Source organism: Kribbella sp. NPDC056861 (assembly GCF_040687575.1).
GTDB lineage: Bacteria > Actinomycetota > Actinomycetes > Propionibacteriales > Kribbellaceae > Kribbella.
The window spans coordinates 53,940-75,692 of record NZ_JBFBNQ010000004.1 but is presented as its reverse complement, the minus strand read 5'-3'; the positions used below and the strand labels follow the sequence as shown (position 1 = coordinate 75,692).

The following is a 21,753-nucleotide window of genomic DNA, read 5'->3' as shown; positions in this document are numbered from 1 at the left end:
GAGTACCAATGCCTGCTCATCCTGTTCCCATTGCCCCGAAGGCGCGGCCGCTGCTCGGCCATCTTCTGTCTCTCGGGCGTGATCCGCTCGACTTCCTCCGGTCCTTGCCCAGCCAGGGCGATCTCGCGTGGGTGAAGTTCGGTCCCATCAGGGTGCTGATCGCCTGCAGCGCCGAAACTACCCACGAACTACTGGTCGACGACCGGACCTTCGACAAAGGTGGGGCGATCTTCGACCGGGTGCGGGAGGTCACCGGCAACGGGCTGGGAACCTGCCCGCACGCGGAGCACCGCCGAATCCGGCGGCTGACCCAACCGGCGTTCCATTCCCGACTCCTCGATACTCAAGCCCGGGTGATGACCGGCCAGATCAATGCCGCGATCTCCGCGTGGCGGACCGGACAGACCATCGACGTCATGCAGGAGATGCTGGAGATCACCTCTCGCGTCCTGATCACGACGATGTTCACCGATGCCCTGCCGGCCGCCGCACTGGAACCAACCATGCGGGATTCCGACACCGTTCTGACCGGCACCTTCAAACGCGCGCTGATGCCAGTTCCGCTCGCTCGGCTCCCGTTCTTCGGCAACCGCCAGTACCACCTCGCCCGGCTACGCCTCAGAACCACCGTCGCCGGCATCATCGCCGCCCGGCGCTCCGCATCGGGAACACACTCTGATCTGCTGTCGATCCTGCTCGAACGACCCGAAGGCAACGACGACCAGTTGCTGACCGACGAGGAGATCGAGAATCAGGTGATCACTTTCCTGGTGGCCGGGACCGACACGACGGCGTCACTCCTGGCCTGGGCCATGAGCCTGCTGGTGAAACATCCGCAGATCGCCGAAAGGTTGCGGCAAGAACTCCACACCACCCTCAATGGCGAGCAGGTGACCCTCGCCGATCTCCCCGCCCTCTTGCTGACCCGCAACATCATCACGGAGACGCTGCGTCTCTATCCGCCGGTCTGGCTGCTCACCCGCACCGCGACGACCGATTGCGTCGTGGGCGGCCAACCGACCCAGGCCGGGACGACTGTCCTCTACAGCCCCTATCTGATCCACCACCACCCCGACCTGTATCCCGATCCGGAGGTGTTCGACCCCGATCGGTGGTCTTCCGACCGGCGGCCGCCGCGCAATGCCTTCATCCCCTTCGGAGCAGGCGCCCGCAAATGCATCGGAGACACCTTCGGGGTGACCGAAGCCACCCTCGCGTTGGCCACGATCGCCGCACGCTGGGACTTCACGCTCGTCTCCGACGCAAGCGTCACGGCCGCCTTCGTCCTGCGACCACGAAACCTGAAACTCCGGCTCACCGCACGGCAACCGGATCAAAGAGCATCAACTACTGGTTGAGTGCATACCAATCAATCTCTGCAGCGGGTTGGAGTCGACGAGTTCCTGCACCAGGAAGCGATGGTCTCCGAAGGCGAAGTAGTCGTGCACAACCGGCACGACGACTAGGCCAACCAAGCGCTCCAGGATCTCACGCTATAACTGAGCCGGGCTACCGCGTCCCTGCCGATCACACTGTCGACCACGTGAGCAACTCATTGACGGTCACCGCGTTGCGGGCTCGAGATGCGGGTCCATGAAGGTGGTCAGTGGTCGCATCAATGCTGATCGACTTGCCGCCGGACCCGCGAAGCGCGGCCTTCGAGTTGAAGGCATCACCACGACCGGCCTGATGTTTCCAGCCTAAGAGGACCGGGCGGGAGCCGGCCGCGAAGTCCGGCTCCTGCTGCCCATGATTGCTGGATCAGCGGCACCATGTCGAGTGTCTGGAACAACGACTGATACGTAACAAACGTGCGCGATACGCCTGTGTATTGACGGCCGCCTGTCAGCGACTGTCATTCAACGGTCATTGCCTGCCAGCCGCCTCCGGCACGAATACGCAAGGAATGACCGGTCCACGGCGTGAGATCATTCTCGGACGTGGATCCCGTTGAGCTCGAAGCCCACGACGACGTGCGCGCGAGCGGGCTGTCCACCAGAGTCCCTCGCACGTCTCGGGTCTGGGAATCAGCACGGCGACCAGGACGTTTCCACCGTCACACCCCGCTGCGCAGATCTTCGATGCGATCGACATCGCATCCCAACAATGCCCGGCAGGCGGCGGGAAGCCTCCAGAAATGCGGTGGACGGAAACTGTCGGTGGCCTGCTCAACAATGGTGGCCGTACGATCGAGGCCTCACAGAGAGCAACAGCATGACCACTACTTCGCAGTCGCCTGACTGGCTGCCTGATGTGCGCATCACCATGGCACAGCTCGCATCCGGAATCATCGAGTACGCCGAGCGCCTCACCAGCGGCTCCCCCTTCCGGCTCCCCTATCCCGCGAATCTTCAGCTGGCCCTGGATCGCCTGACATTGCTGTCCTGGCACCAGCGCGTGGCCCCGCCGCCGAGCGTCGTCGACCTGCTCCAGTTGGCGCACACGCCGTTCGAGGAGTGGCCCCTGGATCTTGAGGATGCCGAGCTCGATCCCGACGAGTCACTGCTGACCTCCGGGCGCCCCTCCATCGCCTGCGAAGAGCTGGGCAGACTCCGTGGTGACGTCGAAGCAGAGCTGCGCGAGACAGAGTTGATGCACGCGGTACTGGACAAATCTCGGGCCCACGACGCTCCGGAGTCCTACGTGGCGTTCCGTCGACTGCTGATCAGCCGCCCGTCGATAACGTCTATTGAAATCGATGCCATGCTGGCCGAGCCACACCTGGCGCTGCTCGCCGGCGAGGTCCGGCGCGCCTACGCCGATGCGCCGCCGGAAGCGATCGCCGACGGCATCGTGCGTACCTGCGGTGGCTGCCTGGGACTTCGGCTACCACTCGACGACGACCGAACGTGGACCTGTGTCGACGATTCCTGCCCGGACCCGAGCGCCGAAGGCCCTGACCATCGCGCCGCTGAGGGGGTGTTGTGGCTGCGACGCGAGCTGAGAACGTTCATCGCGGGACCGGGCCGGGCCGAGCTCCGGATCGCTCAAGCACTCACCGAGCTCGGCGTCGAGACGGCGCTGTGGCCCGATTTCGACACCTACGATCTCGCGGCCTTCTCCGAACGCCCCTGGGTCGTCGACGTCAAGGCCTGGCGGAACCCGATCCGGCTTGCCCGCCGGCTACGGGATCGTCCTTTTGTCCCACCAGCGGAAGCCGAGCGAGCCTTCATCGTGATAGCGCGAGAGCAGATCAGAGCTCAACGCCGCTACCTCGACCGGCTGCGAAAGGCCTGCCCGCCGCTGCGCAGCGGTCAACGGCTCGTCGCCGTGTCCGAGGACCAGTTCCTCGATGCGGTGCGTCGTCGCACGGAGACCGAGCGATGAGGCAGATCCGCGCCGCCCGTGCGTGGTTTCGCCAGGAGCTCCACGGCCACTACCGTCCGGCCTCGGACCAGCCGAGCGCGACCCAACTGATGGACACCGAGCTCTGCCTGTACCTACTGAGCTCAGTTGCCAAAGGGCAATCAGCCGAAGGTGTGCCTGCACTTCTCGACGGTTACCGGGCGGCATGGGACGCGGTGGAGGAGGTGCCCTCGGACGCTCACGTACGGTTGGCGAACGCCCGCGCGATCTTGTGGCGGACACAGCGACCGTACGCCTGGGAGGCGACGCTTCGCTCGTACCTCTCTGTGCCCGCGGAGATCCGTGGTTACTCGCTCGACGACCTCGCAAGACCCGTCGACCGACCCTGCAGGGTGGCCACCGATCGGTGGCAGCGGTACGAGCAGTTGCTCACCGAGCCGTTGCCCTTCTCGGAGACCGAGGTGAGGTTCGCAGAGCAGGGCTCGTACCGGATGAGCTCCACGGCCAGAGGCAGTGGGATCACCATTCCTGACGATCTGCCCCAGACTCCGATCCCGGCACGGCATCAGTTGCCGGTACGCAGTAGAGGGCCTGTGGAGGTCCCGTGGCCGGAACTGGTGGCGACGGCGGCCCGGATGGACGACGCCGACCAGCGAGCCGGCCGACCGAACAATCACTGGGCCGAGCGAATGCGCGACGTCACCCTGCAGGTGCGCGGATCCGACGACACCTTCAGCGAGTCCGACGTTCTGCGCGTCAACCGGGTCCTCCATCTCGTCGGACTGGTGAGCGTGGGCAAGAGCACGCTGGTGATGGTGCTGGCTGTCTGGGCCGCGCAGCACAGCCGCCGCGTGACCATCGTGGTGGGCGACAACTCCGCCGCGATGCGAATGGCACACGAGCTGTCCGGGTACGACGAGGTGAGCGCGGCCCCGGTGATGGGACAGAACCGGAAACGCCACGCCGAGCGTCTACATCGTCTGCAGCCGCCCCCACCGGGGCGCGTGGTTCCGACTCGCCCCTTCGGCTTCGAGCTCGTCAGCACGGCCTGTGCCCTGGACGCCGTCCTTGGCGGCCCACAGCCGCTTGAGATCAGAGAAGCCCCGTGCCAGCATCTCATCGCCACAGATCCGGCCGCCCCGGTGGACGGCTGGCGCGACAAGCCACGACGAACCTGCCCCCTGTGGTTCGGGTGTCAACGGCACGAAGCATCACGGCAGCTCGTGACCGCGAACGTCTGGATCGCCACTCCATGGAGCCTCGTCCACACCCAGGTTCCGGGACCGCTGTCCAGCGACAGCATGCGCTACCTCGAGGCCGCCTGGCGAAGAAGTGATCTCGTGGTGGTCGACGAGGCGGATCAGGTGCAGGCGAATCTCGACGAGATGTTCGCCGGCGCCCAGGTCCTGCTCGGTCCCAGCGAAGAGGCCTGGATCGACGAGCTCAATGAGCGCGTCAGCGAGAAGCTGCGGTCAGCAGGTCGCGCCCAGGTCCGTTCGCACCAGGTGCGTCGCTTCACGCTCGCACTCAATCACGCCCGGACCGCGGCCGACGTCATCTACCAGCTACTTCAGCGCGACCGATCGCGGGCCGGCAAGCCGGTACTGCGCTGGATGGATCCTGACTACTTCACGGCCTGGGGGCTGTTCGACGACCTTGCCCAGGACTGGGCCGGCTACGGTCGGCCAACCGGCGGCAAGCCCAAGCCCGGTTGGGACAGCGACCCGCTGTATCTCCGGCTGCGCGAGCAGTTCGACCTGTTCATCGACGACCCCTCCAACTCGTCCGGTGAGGTCGCGAGCGGTCTTACCCAACTGGCCGAATCTGCACTGTCCATCACCGAGGAAGACGTGCGAGAGCAGGCAGTCCGGCAATGGCTGACCGACCTGGGCGCGCAGGAACTTGTGGAGGGCCGGAGGATCTCGCCGTCCACGGTCGACTGGACCGTCTGGCGGCTCGAGCTGGCGATCGCGGTCGCCGTGGTCGCGGACCGGCTCAACCTGATGCTTGCCATCTGGCCGCAGGTCGCGAGCGAGCTCGACATGCACGACGCACTGCCGACCGAGGCCCGGCGGCCGCCGAGCGACCTCGCAGTTACGGTCCCCGAGTCGCCGATGGGCAACGTGCTCGGCTTCCAGTACGTCGAGGACGAGACCAGGTCACGCGAAGGGGAGCTGGGCGAGTTGCGCTTCTTCCGGTACGCCGGAGTTGGCCGCGCCCTGCTGGTCGGACTGCCCGATCTGTTCGCCGCGGACGGGCCGGGACCACAGGTGTTGCTGCTGTCCGGGACGAGCTGGGCCGGTACCTCGCCGCGCTACCACATCGACGTTCCGGTGGGGGCGATCCTCAGCCCACCGCCCGACAAGCTCGCCGCGATCTCCGAGACGACCTTCACCCTGGACATCCAGCACACCGGTGAGCGAAGCACGCCCATCTGGGTCTCCGGCCGTTACGGCGCGGCCCGTATCACGGCACTGCAGCAGATGGTCGCGGCCCTGACCCGACCGGGACCAGGACCCGGCCGACCCAACCGGCTCGAGCGGGAACGCGACAGTCTGCCGGACGGGCGTCGCAAAATCCTGCTCCTCGTCGGCAGCTATCGAGAGGCTCGCGCGGTGTTCGACGAGCTGCTGCGTCAAAAGTCCTCATGGCAGGGGCAAGTGCGCTGCCTCATCCCCGACGACGAGCTGGAGACCGGCTGGGATGACGGCCCGTTGCTCCGCCGAACCGATGTTTCCGACTTCGGCACGGACTCGGCATGGTTGCTGGTGGCACCGATCCTGGCGGTGGAGCGCGGGCACAACATCCTCAATACCGACGGTGTCGCGGCCATCGGCGCCGCGTTCTTCCTCGTCCGCCCCCATCCGCGCCCGAAGGATCTGTCCTACGTCACCCAACGCGTCAACCAGTACGCCCTCGAACAGTTGCGCCCCCAGCACGTCGACGACAGCTGGCCGGAGCACGAACGACTGGTCCGCTCGGGCAGAAGACGCCGGCGCGCCGCTCAACGCCAATGGCGGCGGCTTCTGCACGCCCTGGTCGCGTACAGCCAGCTCGGCGACGACGAACGGGGCCGGGTCGCCTGGACCCAGCTCGTCACCATCTGGCAGGTCGTCGGTCGGCTTCTCCGGGGTGGTCAAGCCGCGAAGATCTACTTCTGCGACGCGGCGTTCGCACCGAACACGGCCCTGCGCACCGGCGATCTCGACGACGCGAGCACCAGCCTGCTGCACGGCATGCAGAGCGTCCTCGCTCCCTATTTCCACAGTTCCAGCACCGACACCGACCGCTATCTGGTCCAAGCGCTCTACGCGCCGCTGTACCAGGCACTGACCACCATGGGAGACCGCTGACATGGCACCTCGGTACGACGAACTCGCAGTCACCGTGATGCGCCTCAACCCCGCCGCGCCGATCGAGCGCGGTTACCACCTGATGCGATTCCCCGGCCGCTGGAAGGCGCCGCTGCGGCGACTCGCGGCGGCCAAACGGGGAGGTGAGGTCGTCAGCATCCCGATCAGACCGCTGAACGCCGCGATCACCGCCCTCGTCCCGGACTGCGTCGTGACGCTGGAGTACGCCGGGAACGGAGACGATGATCAGGACTGGCTGCTCGCCCACCGCGACGTCAATCCGGCCGCGATCTTCAACATCGTCGCCGCGTGGGTGCGGGCGCAGAAGGCAACGCCGGAGCAGATCGCACAAACGCTGTCACAACTGCGCGCCGCCGACATCAGCTGGTCGCCGTCCATCATCGACCTCACGAATCCGGAGCAGATCAAAAGGTCCATGCGGCTGCTGCCGATGGATATCGCGACCACGCTCTCCCGACCGGACGCACACTGTGCCCATAACAACCTGCGCTTTCTTCGCTGCCCGACGGAAACCGGCGCCGAGCTCATCTCCTGGCCACCCGAGCGGATCGAGGATCAAACCCCCCTTCTCTGTCAGGATCGGAGTCACCAGCCAGACCCTGCCCACCAGCAACGAGGTTCTGGTCTACCTCTCCTTCGGTGTCCGCCGCTGGGTTCCTGTGCGTCCCAAGCTGTCCCTGGCGCACGCCCACTCCGTGTATATCGCGCCGACCCTTCCCTATCTGACCGAGGCCGGGGAGTCGCGGCACTTCGGCATCGCCAAGATCAAGGCGACCAGAGTCAGGGGCGAAGACGGCACGATGACCTACCCGGCACAATGGGACGACGACCTCGCCGAAGTCCTCCGCGAACTGGGCTGCCTGAACCGGCTGCCTGATCCACAACAACTGGCCGACAAACCTCTCGACTATCTACAGGGAGTCGGCGACGCGGCGGCACTTGTCTACCAGACCGGGATGTTGCACAAGGAGAAAGTGAGCGCCGGCCTCTCGCTCGCGGATCGCGAACCGCTGGTCAGGTGGGTCGCCGCCGAACTCGATCCACACCTGGAGCTGGCAGCGCCGCTTCCCCGTGAGAAGACGGTCGTCTACAAGGGGCTTGGCGGGATCAACAACGAGGCCATTCCAGCGCAGCACCTCAGCGAGGTGCTGGGGCCTCGGGTGACCTTCGAACTGCTGACGGACACCAGCGAAGCCACCGGCTACGCACTGGAAAGACTGTCTGCTCGACTCGGAGTGGACCTTCCGGAGGCCGGCGATCTCGATGACACCGAGACGCTGATCGATCTCGGGCCTATCACCGTCGGACTTCGCAAGCTGACCCGTCCGGACATCGCCGCCGATCTCGACCGGGTGAAGAGCCGAACGAAACAGGCAGCGGTCGACCAACGCGTCGACCACATCGTTGACAGTCTCGGCGCCGCCGGGCACCCGACGGCCACACTCGTCGAGATCGCCCCGGCCGAGGCGTACCAGACCTCCAAGCGAGGCGGCGATCCGAAGTTCGCCATCCGGCACGGCCTGGTCCGGACCGGCAGGCTGAGCCAGTTCGTCAACCCGGTGAAGCCACCGACGAAGCCGGGCCGCATCCGCGCCGACGGCAGCATCTCGGACGCGAACCGGGAACGCTTCGCCGCGGCGGTCGACGAACTCTTCCGCCACCTCGGTGTCCGGCCGGCACCGCTTCCTGCCCCGGAGGCCGGAACGCTGACTCGACAGCCGGCGCTACTCGCCTTGTGGATGATCAGGAAGAACAAGACCCAGCTCTACGGGCTCAGGCGACAGGTTCCCGTCGCCGTCCTGATCGACCCGACCGGTCGGCACGTTCAGGTTCGAGCGCCGCAGATCGACTGGGAGCCCTTGCACCAGGGGCTTGTCGACATCGGCAGGCTCCATGTCAACGCTGAACTCAAATGCGGTACGGAAGACGTGCTGCGATTCATCAAGGAGACCATCGCCGAGGCCACCGCGGCGTACCCGGATTTGCTGCTCCTGACGCATGCCCAGAATCTGCGGAGTGTCTGGGGAATGCTGGCCAACACCCGTATCGGTCTCGACACCATCTCGTACGGCACCGAGGAAGCCGAGCCGATCAGCGTGATCCCCGGACTCCGGCACGTGCGCGTCCGCGGCTCGAGCGGCGGTGAGACACCCCAGTGTTTCGGCGTCAACGAGGACGGCAGCGGACAGCCGAAGGGACTCTGGCAACTGCTGAGACATCGAGTCTTCGGTAGCACCAGCGGCAAGCCCAGCACGCAGTCCGGCGCGCTGATGGGCGTGTCGAAGCTCGTCCCGTCAGAGCACAAAGGAAAGCCGACCGTCCCGAAGCCGAAAGCCCGGGTATGGAACCCTCAGCTGATCGAACTGTTCGTCGCCGGCTTGCAGGACGGTGATCGGCCGGAGCACTGGGCGGCCCTTACCCACGAGCTTCGCGACGCCGCACCGTATGCGCGCGACACCACCATCCTGCCGTGGCCGCTGCATCTGGCCGGCCAGATCGAGGAGTACCTGATACCGACGAGGGTCAGCGCCACCGGCGACTCGGAGGCCAGCGGAGAGAATCCGGAGACCTAAGGCCGGCCGCGACCAGACCGAGTGCTCGTCGGGGGCTGTGCACTCCCGTCGCATTGAGCGGTCGGATCGTCGTCAACGGCCAACGACGATCCGGCCGACGATCATCCGTTGAGGGTGATCTTGACCAGCGTGACCGGATAACTGCCGAAGTCACGGGTCTCCTTGGCTCGAACGTCGAAGACTGTGCCGTAGTTGTCGAGGACGGTCACGTCCCGCCCCGCGTACACCTTGTAGACCTCGTCGATCTTGAGCCGAAGAGCACTCTTGGTGTCGCCGGCGAAGCACACAGGAACCCTGCCCTCACGGTAGTCCGTGGTCCACACCTTGATCACGGACGTCGAGCGCTGACAGTAGGAATCGTCCTTGACTTGGTGCAGCGGAGTGGCCGCCGTAGCCACTGGTGCCACGGCGGCCGTGGCGGCGACGGCAAGAAGCGGAACGAACAACTGGCGGAGGCGAAACATCTGTTGACTCCTTGACTCGGGACCCGATTGATTATCGTTGCCTGAGACAAATGAATCACGCCTGCTGCGGCAGGCGGAAGAGACCTGTGGTCGATCCACAGTTACCATCGCCCCAGCCGCTTCGTACTCGGTCCAGAACCGCCATCCTTCGTACTCGAAGCACAGTCGAGGCAGAGGAGGCGATTCGTCGCGTCCCTGTGGTGGAGCAACAAACAAGAGGCCTGCACAAGCGCACGGCGTACGGCAGGCCGTACCGGCCGATCACGGCATGGTGACGTTCAGTTGGCCTGGATCGAGGCGCTTCTTCCGATAGTCCTTGACCACACCTTGCTGCCTGAGGCGGCGGAGCAACTGGCTGTGCTCCTCGTTGTTGGGGACACTGAAGTTCTCGCCGCCCGACCCGGCCAGTCGTCGGTACGGCTCCGGGAAGGCGCCCAGAACGACGCTGAGGTCAGCGTCAGTCAGGGACTGCTCAGCCGCCACCAGCAGCGGGATCAGAAGATCAGCAGGAGCGCCGGCGCCCGCCATCAGTCGCAACTGGCCGGCGGTCAGCACGGCAGAGGTGTTGCGGGCAAAGCGTGCTGCGGCGAGGAGCCCTTCCGCTTGGCCGGACGGGGCGTAGTCCTCAAGTTCAGAGAGGATCTGATGCTTGAGCTGTTCATCTATCAGGAGACTGCCGAACAGCTCTGCCAGTAGGCTCTCGCCGATCAGCTCGGGTGAGACGAACGAGGCGAACTTACTGGAACAGTCGATCCCCGCCTCGATCGCCGGCCAGCCGGCGTCGGCGAAGCGAGAGAAGGTCTCGACTTCGTCGGAGACCAGGCGAAACTTGAGGAGGAGGCCGAGTAGCGGGCCTGGTTCCGGCGTGATGAGTATCGGGTCGAGGCAGGACTCCAGGTTGAGGCTGTACACCGCAGCCACCCGAATACTGGCATAGGGCAAGGTTTCGTGAGCATTGAGAAGGAACAGAGCAACCATGTTCTTGTCTGTGTCCGAAGCCGCCTCACTGTCGACGATAGTCCCCGCCATGGTGATCAGGACGGCGAGATCTGGGTCCACCTCGTCGAAATGCTCCAAGTAGGCCTTGACGTTCTCGAAGCTGGCAAGCAGCCGATGGTGTCTGGCCAACGGCCGCCAGGCGTCGGCTGGAACGACTGAGACCGACATGACCAGGCAGGCGGGCGATGCCCACTGGACGACCAGCTCTCTCGAACCGGCGCTGCCGTACCCGTCGAGCTCTTTCAGGATCGAGGTGAACTCGGCCGGGTCCTCGACCGAGTTGGGCGTGCCGGAGTCGGTCTTGATCAGGCTGACGTAGCGGTCGAGGCAATCGAGGCATCTTTGGTAAGCAGGAAGGCTGGTCGCGCGGACTCGATCGAGTGCAAGACTCCCGGTGCCGCCCATGGCCGCCCGCAGGTTCTCGACAGAGAAGACGTACAAGTTGTGTTCTACAGCCAACTGCCGCAGAACCGGCGCGAGGAGCGACAGATCATCGAACCGCAGCGCTGCACGTCGCAGTACGGACACGACTCGCGCTGCCGTGCCGGCGTCCAGCAGTCCGGTCAAGGTCTGCATCTGCCCGGCGCTCTCCCCGACCACCTGCGCAAACTCGTCGGCGAACTCGTAGTCGACGTGTTCGCTACCGCCCAGCAAAGCCGCCGACAACAGAGCTATGCGGCGCTCGTCCGTCACCTCGGCATCTCTGGCCAGATAGACGTAGGCACCAGGCCACGAGCCGGCGAGCTGCTCCACGAACGCTTCGGTGTGCTCACCGCCCTGCAGGTAGGCGTCGAGGAAACCTCGCTCCTGATCTCCGAACCGGGCCAGCCTGGTCAGGATCGGCTGTAGCCGCTGGTCCGCGCGGGCGGCAAGATGGTCGACCACAGCGATGTTGTAGGCGCTGGGCTCGTCGAGAAATCCCTTGCCACGCTCCTCGAGAAGAGCCTCGATGTCGCCGGCGCCTCCGAACACGTAGTGCATGTCGATGATGCCCGGCTGCACGTTGTGGACGATGTAGTTCGTCACGGCCGCGCTCACCCGAACGCCGTAGTACTGCGACACGTACAAAGTGAAGTTGCGGTCGAGGTAGCCGGCCCGGACGAGTTCGGCCGCGAGCCGTGAGGCGCAGGTCACCTCGACGGCATGCTCGAACGGATGGTTCTCGCCCTCCATCTCCACCGTCACTTGCGGCCGGGTGCAGAGACCCGCCAGGTCGGCGTACCGAACGAACTCGATCAACTGCCTAGCCTCGTCCTGTTCACTGCTGAGCTTTTCCCGATCGTGTACGGCCCAGGCTTCTGCATCCAGATCGTCGCCGAGCGCTTCCCGCAGGTCTTCCACACTGCACTTGATGTTGTTCTGAGGCTGTCCCTGATAGCCGATCGTCGCGCCCACAGGAGTGCCGGGTGAGGTCAGGAGCTGCCAGAACTCCGGACTCCCCCACTCACCTACTGCAAATGCCCGCCCGTCCAGCCGAACATCCACCAGAACGTACCTGGGATTCCAGTGGCGAGCCACCCGGTCGAGGTAAGCCTGCAACGCGATGCCAAGCTGTTGGGCGCGCTTGTCCTCGCTCTCGCCGAGCCTCAGCGCCTTGTCGATCTCCAGGACCCTCAGCTCGAGGCGGTCGATCGTCTCACGCACCGCTTGCCGACTCAGCCGGTACAGCTCGTCGAGCTTGCTCTTGCCCCGGCTGATCTGTTCGAAGTCGGACAGGTGGATGTTCTTGTAGACGACCATCGCCAGCAGGGCGTCCGCGGTGAGCCCGGGCATCCCGTCCGTCGTCCCCAGCAGGCGGCCGGAGAAGACCATGAACTCGTTGTAGATGTTCTTGATCAACCGCATGTCCGTCAGGTGCTTGCCGACCAGATCGATCAGCTTTGTGCTGACTCCGGTCGGTTCGAAGGTCCTTGCCATCAGATCCCGGGCGCTGCGGTGGGTGATGAACGGGATCACCGGAATGACCAGGTCGAAGAACTTGGTGCGGTTCGCACGGGCGAGCTCGGCGTCAGCGGCGTCCGCGCCCTGCTCGATCGATACTGCGCGTCCGATTTGTTCGAAGATGCTGTCCTTAATGGCGTAGACGAACCTGATCGGCTGGTCCTCGAGTTGTTTGGTGCCGTTGAGCAAGGTGTTCAGCTCACGCAGGGTTTCGAAGATCCGCGGGTCGTCGAACCGGTCGATGTCCTCGAAGATCACCACATCGGTCGTGGTCACCTCGAAGAAGTAGACGATCTCGTCCAGGTACTTGTCGAAGTAGGTCTCGGACCTGGCCAGCGACACCGACGTACCGGCGGCCGAGAACTTGTCGATCGACCAGCGCGAGCTGAGCGCCATCCGGCCCCAGGTCAGCAGGGTGCTGGCCAGCAGCACCACTGCCGCGTACCCGATTCCACTGATCAGCCAGTGGACGGACTTGGAGCCGAGCACAGGCGGCATCAGACCCAGCAAGATCAGCAGGATGCCGACGGTGGCGACGAACACCGTGGTGACAACCCACTCGTGGCCGAAGCGGAACTTTCCCAGCCGGCGGTACCGGGAGTGCGGGACCCGGGTCGGGAGTTCCCGATAGAGCAACTGCTTGACGATTTCCTTCTGGATTCGGTTGGTCAACGGCATCGGCTCCGCTGCCGGCGCGGCAGGCTCCGGCTCCGGCGGCACATCTCCCAACGTGGACAGGGACAGGTTCAGGGTCTTGTCCCGGCGCTTCCTGCGAACCTCATCGAGAATGCTCGACTTGCCGATTCCGTAGTTACCCGTCAGCGCGATGTTCCGAAGACTCGAATCCTCGAGAGCGGCCTCCAGGTGGGTCACGTACGAACCGTGCTGCTCTTGATCGAACGACGACGTCAGCGGAAGGAGCGTCGGCTCCGACCGCTCCTGCCTCCCTGTTTCCGCACCCTGCTTATCGCGTCTGAACATGCGTGGATCCTACTGAGACCGACCGACAGGTGCGGACCGCCACATCGGGCGGCCCGCTGGTGTGAAAGGCGACCTTCTGCCAGTTCCATTTCACAATCCTGTCCGTCAGGGGTCAGAACACCTGCCATCGCAGCCTGGACACACCGCAGGTAACAGTTCAGAGATGCTGCGGCCGACCACAGCACCTTTGAACGGTCAGTGAACTGCTGCCTGTCAACACCTCACGCGATGACGAGCGGAAATCTGTGGAGGAGGCCGGAAACCTGTGGAGCGAGGCCAACTCCCTACTGATGACACAGCGAGAATCGCCGGGAAGACTGACCGTCACCGAACCATCGAGATCGAAGCGGTTCAGGACAGGAGACCGCGCCGTAGTCGACGTTCGATCCGCCAGGGGGGCCTAATGGTGATCCGAGTTGTTATCGGGCATCGTGGCAAGCTGCTTCGCGAGGGGCTGGCCGCAGTGCTCGACAAAGAACCAGATTTGACCGTGCTCGCGGGGTACGAATGCACTGACCAGGTACTGGCTGTCACTGCCGGGAATCCAGGCGTCGTGGTGCTTCTGGACCCTCTGCTGGCCGACGACATCGAAGTGTCGCAGCTGTGCGATCAGCTCACCGGCCAGCCGGTGCTCTTGCTGGTCCACCGAGAAGACGCGGGGGCCCTCTCTCTGTCGTTGTCACTGGCGAAGCAGTCACAGACCGTCGGAGTGATCGCCACCGATGTTTCGTCCGACGACCTTGCTGACGCCGTCCGCAAGGTCGCCGACGGACAACCGGTCTTCGACGGGAGCCTCGCCCTGGTGGCGCTCCGGGCCAGTGACAGCCCATTGACCGACCGCGAGCGTCAGGTGCTGAAACTGATCGACACTGGTGCGACCGTGCAGGAGGTAGCCCGCATCATGTGCCTGAGCGCCGGGACCATTCGCAACTACCTGTCACGTGTTCTCACGAAGACCGGCGCGAGAAGCCGGATCGAAGCCATCCGTAAGGCTCAGGTCTCCGGCTGGATCTGATCGCCGGCTGGATCTGATCGCCGGCTACCGGCTGGTTGTTCGGTCGATGGCCGAAGCCTCGACTCGTGATCCTGTGGGTCGTCCACAGGATTTCGGCCCACCTCACTCAGTGCGTCTCCCACATCGGTCAGTGGCCAGAGAATGGATCGACAGTCAGGGGGTGGCATGAGGGTGCTGGAGTGCTGGCAGCGGGAGATGATTGCCATCTACCGAATCATGGTGGGCTTCCTGCTCGCCAGCCACGGCGCCGTTTCGCTACGCGGCGTTCTCGAGAGCACTGGAGTCGGTCTCTTCGACTGGCCGACCGGGTGGATCGTAGGAATCCAGTTCTTCGGTGGATCTCTGGTGATGATCGGCCTCGGCACCCGGTACGCCGCTCTGCTGTGTGCGGGCTGGGCCGCCTACACCTACGTCGCGGGCCAACATGTGAACGCCCTGCTACCGATTCAGAACGGCGGTGAAAGCGAAGCACTGTTCTGCCTGGCATTCCTCTTGATCTGTTTCCTCGGCAACGGCACCTGGTCGATCGACCAGGACTAGGAGCCGCCGGCGCTCACCAACTGACCGGCAGCCTGGTGGGGCGGCGAACCAGAACACCTTCATACCAGGTCAGCGCATCCGCAGCGGCCAGTCGCAGGCCCGGCATCCTGTTCGCGAGGCCGTTGAGAGCCTCGACCATCTCCAGCCTAGCCTGCGCGGCACCGAGGCAGTGATGGACGCCGAATCCGAAGTGGTAACGCGAGGGAGTGCCGGAATGTAGGCGTCCGTCCTCGACCGTCCTGACCACGAATCCGCGTCGGGCCGCCCTCGCTTTCACACGAAGTCCGGTGATGCGAGCCTCCGGATCGGCCCGTGGTCAGGAGGAGCGAGAGTGAAAAGCAACGTTGCTGGCAGTCTGACGATCGGGGAGAAGCTCGGTTCACCAGGCAGATTGGACAGACGCCGGCTCAGAGTGGGGTCGGTGAAGGCCGCTGGGCAAACCGGATCAGGTCGTAGCCGTCCTGCCTGCCGATCCGGAAGAAGTACGGCGGAGGATCAACATCGGCGATGTCGGTGATCAGCACCCGGGGTAGCTTCGATGGCGTCATGAAGTGCACCTCGTCAGGCACCGCAATCGGGTTTACGGAACCTTCGAAACCAACGTGAGGAAATCACGCTCTGTATTCGCCAATGAATTATAGTGAATCCCGAACATCGCTGGTTCAGAATTTCCAGGCCGTAGAGAGAATAAAGCTTCGGCTCCCGTCGTACGACGAGGTCAGTTCAGCGCGACCTCCGTAACCCAGTTGTCGGTCGTACTCATTGGCATCGGCACATGAGGGATGAAGTCGATCCTTCGTCCGGTCGAGGTGTACAAGTGTCCGCTGTAATCTTGCGGCTCGATTTTCGTAACTTTGTAGATGTTGACCTTCAGCCAGCCCTTGTACTTGAAGCACAGCGGATAGAAAGGCTTGTCCTTCGACCACACCTTGAAGTAGTGGCTGTTGGCGGCGCAGCTCTCGTCGTCGTAGTGACGTTGGGTGGCGGCCGCGATCCCGGTACCGGCGACGGCCAGCACGAGGGTTGCCACGCCGATAGCGGCAGTCCGGAACACTTTGACGATCATCGATCACTCCAGATGTTCGAGGCGATTCCTGTCGGTAATTATCCGAACGAGTATCTGCCCGCGCACTGCGGAGGCACCACAGGATCTGGTGGCGTCTACTGCCCTTCTCGCCACAGCTCCACTTCGGGGTCGGCGCTTCCAGGATGGTCGAAACAGTAGGCCTTCTGCCACCAGCCGAACCTGACGCCGGCGGCGTTCACGACCATGCAATCGGCCATGTTCGCCTGGGCGGTGGAGCGAGCGCGAAAGGTGCCGACTTTGAACAAACCGGTCGAGCCACCACCACCGCCATCACCATCGGCTGTCGTTGTCTCTTCGGCGGGCTGCGCGGCCGCCGTCGTGGGCAGGGTCGATCCACTTGCGGCGATGGCGACGCCGGCCGCCAGCCCGACCAGGACCTTCTTCCAGTTTCCCATGTCCACAATCCCGTCCGTCGGAGGTGAGAATGCTGCCGTTTCAGGCTAGCCGTGCGGCGGATGGATACCCGGCAATACTGTGGCCGGCCACAGTCGTCCCGATCGACTGATCATGCGCGCGATTCACGAGCCGGCACCCCAGGTGCGGACCTGCCAGGCCACCGCGGATCGTTGAGTGGCATTGAACTTGCGCAGAATGCTGGTGACGTGAGCCTTGACCGTCTTCTCCGAAAGATGCAGCGACCCGGCGATCTCCCGGTTCGACCGGTCCTGGGCGATCAACTGGACGATCTCCTCCTCCCGCGGCGTCAGGGTCGGCCGGCCTGAACCGTCCGGCTGGTCGGCAGACCGCCTCGCGTCGGCGGTCTCGATCAGCAGGTTCTCGCACAGCACGGCGAGCCGGGTCACCTCGCAACTCAGCGACGGCGTACCGGTGATCTCGGGTCGCCCGGCCAGGTCGACGATCGCGGCTCGGATGTCGCCCAGGTGCACCCAGACGTGGCTCACCAGGTCAGCCAGATCAGCGATGGCCGCGGTGTCCACATCCGGGAACACCGAGTACAGCCCGGTCCGGTCACGGTCCTGCTCGTCCCGGGCGATGGTCAGCATCGCCGCCAGCGCGAGCCATTCGAGCGCGAACTCGTGCTCTGCGGTGAAGAGCTCCTGCGTGTAGCTCTGCACGGACATCAAGCCGATCACGTCACCGGTGTCCGGGTCGACCAACGGCGTGACGAGGGCATCTCGGGAGACGTCCGCATCCGCTCCGAAGGGCACTCCCCGGTTCAGCAGCGCACCGCTGTCGTCCGACCATCGGTAGGTCTTCTTGCTCGCTTTGATCCAGTGCGTCAGTCCTCCGGGGCGGTACGGCACAATATCGGGATCGACGTACTCGCCACGGTCGAAGGTGTACGGAAACACCGTGGTCGTGTCGTGCCGGATCAGCGCGATGTAGAAGGCGTCAATGGGCGCCAGGGCCGTCATCGAGATCCGGCAGATCCGGTAGACGCTCGGCCTGTCGCCACGACGGATTCCCCGTAACCGCCGATCGGCCTCCCTCAGCACCCGAAGTGTGCTTTCCGACAACGGTGCAGCCTGCACATCTGCCTCCCCGGTCAGCAGGTCTAGGACCAAGTCGCGGGCACGGATCGAGACCTGGTCGCCTGTCTCATCGTTCCACGAATTGCGACGCTCAGCAGCAGGAGATCAACCGAGGGTGACCGCCCTCCCGTCGAATCGAGGAATCATGAACATCATCACCAGGCGTCTTGCCGCACTGTCGCTGGTGGCTGCCACCGCGCTTCTTGTCACCCCCGCGACCCAGGCCGACGCCAAGGTCGACGCCGGTGGCTGGGGACGAGTCCCGTACGGCGGCAACCAGCGTTCCTGCGCCGACGTCTCCTGCGGAGTCACCGGAACCGTCAGCGGCGGTACGACGATCTGGCTGACCTGCTGGAAGGACGGCGGCTGGGCCAACGGGACCAACCGCTGGTTCTGGACCGTCAACTACGACACCCTCAAGGCCGGCTACATGTCCGCGAGCCTGATCTACCCGCAGCCTGTCGTCGACCACTGCTGACAGCCGGCCCCAGGGATCTGCCGCGCGCCGGCGCGCGGCAGATCCGGTCGCCCGCCCAGAAATTACTCTCCGTATTTCGGCTGAAGATCGATGATTCTTTCTGATACCTCGCTAATTGTCCGGAATTTTCGTCCGCCGATCACGCCCCGATTCCGGGAACCACGTGCGCAGTGATGATGCAACCACGAACAACCGGCCTGACGTAGTTGCCGCCGACCTGACCCGCAAACCGGGACTGGCCGCGACCCTTCGGGCGTGATCGCTATCCGATCGTTCCACTCGACCACTCCGTCTCGGACGGTCAGATCGCGACGGTCGAGGGCCTGAACACGGTGGTCGGTGCGATCGGCGACAACGGAGCCGACGCCCCGGAGCGGTTCCGATCACTGGCGCTGATCGTTCACCTGTCGGCCGGAACGGGACTGGCTGCCGATCCTGACGACAAGTACCCGGTCCGCACGGTGGACGAGGCGATCAAGCTGGGCGTCCCTGGACCGAGATGGACTATCTGGTCGCCCTCAAAACCTGTCTGCCGATCAACGAGCAACTGGTCGAGAGCTTCCCGGAAGTTCAAGCAGTGAATGCGATGTACACCGACGGGCTGGTGGCCACGTCGTCTCGGTCAAGCCCCGCGCGGCCGCCTCGCGCAGGTGGTCAGCCTGCACACGCTGACGTTGCCGCACGGAGTGGGCTACTGCAAGATCGTCATTCTGATCGACGACACGGTCGCCCACTTCAACGGACGTTGCAGGGCAGGCGCCGGTGGACGATGCCCGGACGATCCGTCGCTGTCCCAGCTGCTTGTACGTGTGGCGGTCGACCGAAGACCCGCAACCCATCCGGGTGACCGCTGTGGAGATCAGCTCAGCGGCCGATCTGACCTGACCGCTCGAGAATCGCCAGTGACGTACCGGTGTCAACAGCCGGAACGCCATTACCATCGTCTGCGGGTCCATCCAGCGATTCCTTTCCGTGTCCGGGGAGCGAACTGTGTGGTGGTGCACCACAGGTTCACAGCCGATTGTCCCAGCATTCCCGCAGAATCGCGTCAGGACGCTGCTGACGAGGAGATGTGATGACTATGGACGTACTGGCCGTCCGCGGCGCCGAGGTCCTGGTCGCCTCGATGCCGACCGGAGCCTGGGAACCGCTCCGGCGAGATCTCGTCCCGTTGCTACGGCCGGCCAGTGTCAAGCTCCAGCTGGAACTGCACTCGGATCTCAACGGCGCCAGGGCCCTGGTCGTCGCCGATCCGGGCTGGGCGTCGACGATCGAGGCCGAACTGCGCGGTGAGCTCCTCCGCTTTCTCCGGCTGTATCCCGAATCCGCCGGAGCTCTCGACACTATTGTCGAAAAATACTCACAGATGATGGCGTTCTGATTCCACCATTGATTGTTGTGATTCCGGTAACGATTGTGCGGCATTGCTGGATGCGGTACTGGCCGAGCGCCGACCGGTCCGGCAGGCTGGCGCGGGATCACCACAGAGGGAGAGTCAGGACAATGCAGTGGAAACGGATCACCGCGGTCGCGGTGACGGTCATGCTGGCCGGCGTCGCCTGCGGGAGCCCTTCGGGGAACAGTCTGCGCCGGCCCGGGAACGGTAGCGGCGGCGACGCGGGCACAGCGCAGGTGAAGGCACTCGACGCGACTGCCCGAGGACCAGCGCCCGAGGTCGCCGGCGCGAAGAAGGGCGGCATCATCACCGTGCTGTCCGATGTGGCTGTCGACACCTTCGACCCGACCGAGACGTACTACGTCGACGGTACCCAGATCGAGCGCCTGTACTTCCGGGCCCTGACCCAGTTCAAGCTGGACGAGAAGACCGGCAACCCGATCCTGGTACCGGACCTGGCCGACGACCTGGGCACCAAGTCCGTCGACGGTCTCACCTGGACCTTCAAACTCAAGCAGGGCATCAAGTACGACGACGGCACACCGGTCAAGGCCGCCGACTACGCCTACGCCATCAAGCGCTCCTTCGCGCACGAACTCTACGACGACGGCCCGGTCTACCAGCTGGAGTACTTCAAGGACGGCGACACCTACCGAGGCCCGTACGCCGCAGGCGGGGACAACTACGCCGGCGTCGAGACTCCGGACGAGAAGACGTTGATCATCCACCTGGCGAAGAGGTTCGACGACCTGCCGTTCTACGCCTCGTTCCCGATGTTCACACCGATCCCGAAAGCGGCGGACACCAAGAAGGAGTACGAGCTCCGCCCGAAGTCCACCGGTCCGTACAAGGTGGTGTCGCTGACTCCGGGTTCGGAGCTGACGCTGGCCAGGAACCAGCACTGGGACCCGAACACCGACCCGGTGCGGCACCAGTACGTCGACGGCTTCAACTTCAGGTTCGCCCTGGACACGATCAAGGCGCAGCGCCAGGTACTGGCCAGCGCCGGTGTCGACGCCAACGCGCTGAACTACACCAATCTCGACGCCAGCCTGTTGCCGGAGGTCAAGGACCCGAGCCAGATCGTCAAGGGTTACTCACCCTGCCTCGCCACCTGGCCGATGGACAGCCGCAAGATCGATCTCGAGGTACGCAGGCTGATCGCCCAGGCCTATCCGCACGACGACGCCCGGAAGATCGCCGGCCTGACACCCGACACGGCGATCCCGGCCTCGACCTACCTGCCGCCGGCTGTTCCCGGGTACGAGAAGTACGAGCTTCCCGGTCTGAACGGCACCGGCAGGGGCGCTCAGGACCCTTCGATCGCAGAACAGGTCAAGAGCAAGCTGAAGGATCTCGGGAAGGAGAACTTCCAGCTCAGCTGGTACTTCTCCAACGACGACCCGATCTCGACCCAGCTGAACCAGCTGCGCTCGGCTGCCTTCACCAAGGCAGGCTTCAGGGTCAGGTCCGTCGGCGTACCGAAGGCCAAGATCCGCAAGTTGAACGGCGAACAGAACGCGCCGGTCAACATCGGCAAGACTCCGGCCAACTGGTGCTCCGACTGGCCGGCCGGCAGTAGCTGGTTCCCGGTGCTCTACAAGTCCGGCGCGATCGCACTGGACAACAGCCAGGGCCAACTGCAGGACGCCAAGCTGGACGCCGAGATCGACCGCGTCGCGGCCCTCAGCCCGGACCAGCAGGTCAAGGAGTGGGGCAAGGTCGACAAGTTGATCATGCAGGACTACCTGCCGTCGGTCCCGCTCTACTACTTCGCCGCCGCCTATCCGGTCGGCAAGAACATCGGCCACGCCGTCAACGACGTGACCCAGGGACTACCCGAGTTCACCTCGCTGTACCTGAAGCAGCCGTAAACCGTGGGGTGGGGTGGCAGCCAACTGCCACCCCACCCCGTTTGTTGTAGCTGTTGGTAACCATCTTCCGGTGGACCTGGTAATCCCGCCACTCGCCTTCTTGGATTCTTGAAGCGCGAAAACTCTTCCACAGAAGGGAAAACTACGCCTGTCGGACCGACGACACGGCGCGACACGTTCCCTTCGGGCAAATCCCCTGTAACACTATGCGACGAGTGAACGATGACATCGG

The 21,753-nt window shown here is 64.4% G+C and carries 15 protein-coding genes and 2 pseudogenes; 11 read left to right on the top strand and 6 right to left on the bottom strand.

What is annotated here, in order from left to right; translation table 11 throughout:
- Nucleotides 1-8: 8 nt before the first annotated feature.
- The 5 genes and pseudogenes from AB0P21_RS19820 to AB0P21_RS19800 all read left to right on the top strand — a co-directional run bounded on the left by AB0P21_RS19820 (nt 9) and on the right by AB0P21_RS19800 (nt 9,253).
- Nucleotides 9-1,358, top strand: a complete 1,350-nt coding sequence (locus AB0P21_RS19820) for a cytochrome P450 (protein ID WP_363698530.1) — start codon at nt 9-11, stop codon at nt 1,356-1,358.
- 895 nt (nt 1,359-2,253) lie between these two features.
- Nucleotides 2,254-3,327, top strand: a complete 1,074-nt coding sequence (locus AB0P21_RS19815; protein WP_363698528.1) for a hypothetical protein — start codon at nt 2,254-2,256, stop codon at nt 3,325-3,327.
- Nucleotides 3,324-6,659, top strand: coding sequence for a hypothetical protein (locus AB0P21_RS19810; RefSeq protein WP_363698526.1), 3,336 nt, complete (start codon nt 3,324-3,326; stop codon nt 6,657-6,659). The genes AB0P21_RS19815 and AB0P21_RS19810 overlap by 4 nt, the downstream gene beginning before the upstream one ends.
- Before the next feature lies 1 nt (nt 6,660).
- A pseudogene (locus AB0P21_RS19805) lies at nt 6,661-7,170 on the top strand (DUF3962 domain-containing protein); the annotation flags it as partial.
- Nucleotides 7,151-9,253 (top strand): RNaseH domain-containing protein, encoded by a 2,103-nt coding sequence (locus AB0P21_RS19800; RefSeq protein ID WP_363698525.1) that lies wholly within the window; start codon nt 7,151-7,153, stop codon nt 9,251-9,253. The pseudogene AB0P21_RS19805 and the gene AB0P21_RS19800, both read left to right, overlap by 20 nt.
- A gap of 101 nt (nt 9,254-9,354) precedes the next feature.
- On the opposite strand, the gene AB0P21_RS19795 is transcribed toward AB0P21_RS19800, so the two are convergent.
- Together AB0P21_RS19795 and AB0P21_RS19790 are read right to left on the bottom strand one after the other, a co-directional pair.
- Nucleotides 9,355-9,717 carry a hypothetical protein gene (locus AB0P21_RS19795; RefSeq protein WP_363698523.1) on the bottom strand — a complete coding sequence of 121 codons (363 nt, stop codon included), beginning with the start codon at nt 9,715-9,717 and terminating at the stop codon, nt 9,355-9,357.
- 261 nt (nt 9,718-9,978) lie between these two features.
- Nucleotides 9,979-13,638: a hypothetical protein gene (locus AB0P21_RS19790; RefSeq protein ID WP_363698521.1), complete on the bottom strand. Its 3,660-nt coding sequence runs from the start codon at nt 13,636-13,638 to the stop codon at nt 9,979-9,981.
- Between the two features lie 490 nt (nt 13,639-14,128).
- Here AB0P21_RS19790 and AB0P21_RS19785 point away from each other — a divergent pair, with 490 nt between their 5' ends.
- Together AB0P21_RS19785 and AB0P21_RS19780 are read left to right on the top strand one after the other, a co-directional pair.
- On the top strand, nt 14,129-14,653 hold the full coding sequence (locus tag AB0P21_RS19785) for a response regulator transcription factor (RefSeq protein WP_363699474.1): 525 nt from the start codon (nt 14,129-14,131) through the stop codon (nt 14,651-14,653).
- Nucleotides 14,654-14,818: 165 nt separating this feature from the next.
- A complete protein-coding gene (locus AB0P21_RS19780) occupies nt 14,819-15,193 on the top strand; it encodes a DoxX family protein (RefSeq protein ID WP_363698520.1) in 375 nt (124 codons plus the stop codon).
- A 407-nt stretch (nt 15,194-15,600) separates the two neighbouring features.
- Here AB0P21_RS19780 and AB0P21_RS19775 read toward each other — a convergent pair whose 3' ends face one another.
- The 4 genes from AB0P21_RS19775 to AB0P21_RS19760 form a co-directional block, all read right to left on the bottom strand.
- Nucleotides 15,601-15,741, bottom strand: coding sequence for a hypothetical protein (locus AB0P21_RS19775; RefSeq protein ID WP_363698519.1), 141 nt, complete (start codon nt 15,739-15,741; stop codon nt 15,601-15,603).
- Nucleotides 15,742-15,911: 170 nt separating this feature from the next.
- Nucleotides 15,912-16,259, bottom strand: a complete 348-nt coding sequence (locus AB0P21_RS19770; RefSeq protein WP_363698518.1) for a hypothetical protein — start codon at nt 16,257-16,259, stop codon at nt 15,912-15,914.
- 95 nt (nt 16,260-16,354) lie between these two features.
- On the bottom strand, nt 16,355-16,675 hold the full coding sequence (locus AB0P21_RS19765; RefSeq protein ID WP_363698516.1) for a hypothetical protein: 321 nt from the start codon (nt 16,673-16,675) through the stop codon (nt 16,355-16,357).
- Nucleotides 16,676-16,798: 123 nt separating this feature from the next.
- On the bottom strand, nt 16,799-17,656 hold the full coding sequence (locus tag AB0P21_RS19760) for a helix-turn-helix transcriptional regulator (protein ID WP_363698514.1): 858 nt from the start codon (nt 17,654-17,656) through the stop codon (nt 16,799-16,801).
- Between the two features lie 262 nt (nt 17,657-17,918).
- Between AB0P21_RS19760 and AB0P21_RS19755 the strand changes: the two genes are divergently transcribed.
- From AB0P21_RS19755 to AB0P21_RS19740, 4 genes and pseudogenes are all read left to right on the top strand, one after another.
- Complete coding sequence (locus AB0P21_RS19755) at nt 17,919-18,251, top strand: hypothetical protein (protein ID WP_363698512.1); 333 nt, start codon at nt 17,919-17,921, stop codon at nt 18,249-18,251.
- Nucleotides 18,252-19,004: 753 nt separating this feature from the next.
- Nucleotides 19,005-19,136 (top strand): annotated as a pseudogene (locus AB0P21_RS19750) (non-oxidative hydroxyarylic acid decarboxylases subunit D); the annotation flags it as partial.
- A 190-nt stretch (nt 19,137-19,326) separates the two neighbouring features.
- Nucleotides 19,327-19,632 carry a hypothetical protein gene (locus AB0P21_RS19745; protein ID WP_363698511.1) on the top strand — a complete coding sequence of 102 codons (306 nt, stop codon included), beginning with the start codon at nt 19,327-19,329 and terminating at the stop codon, nt 19,630-19,632.
- Nucleotides 19,633-19,754: 122 nt separating this feature from the next.
- A complete protein-coding gene (locus AB0P21_RS19740) occupies nt 19,755-21,521 on the top strand; it encodes an ABC transporter substrate-binding protein (protein WP_363698509.1) in 1,767 nt (588 codons plus the stop codon).
- Nucleotides 21,522-21,753 lie beyond the last annotated feature (232 nt).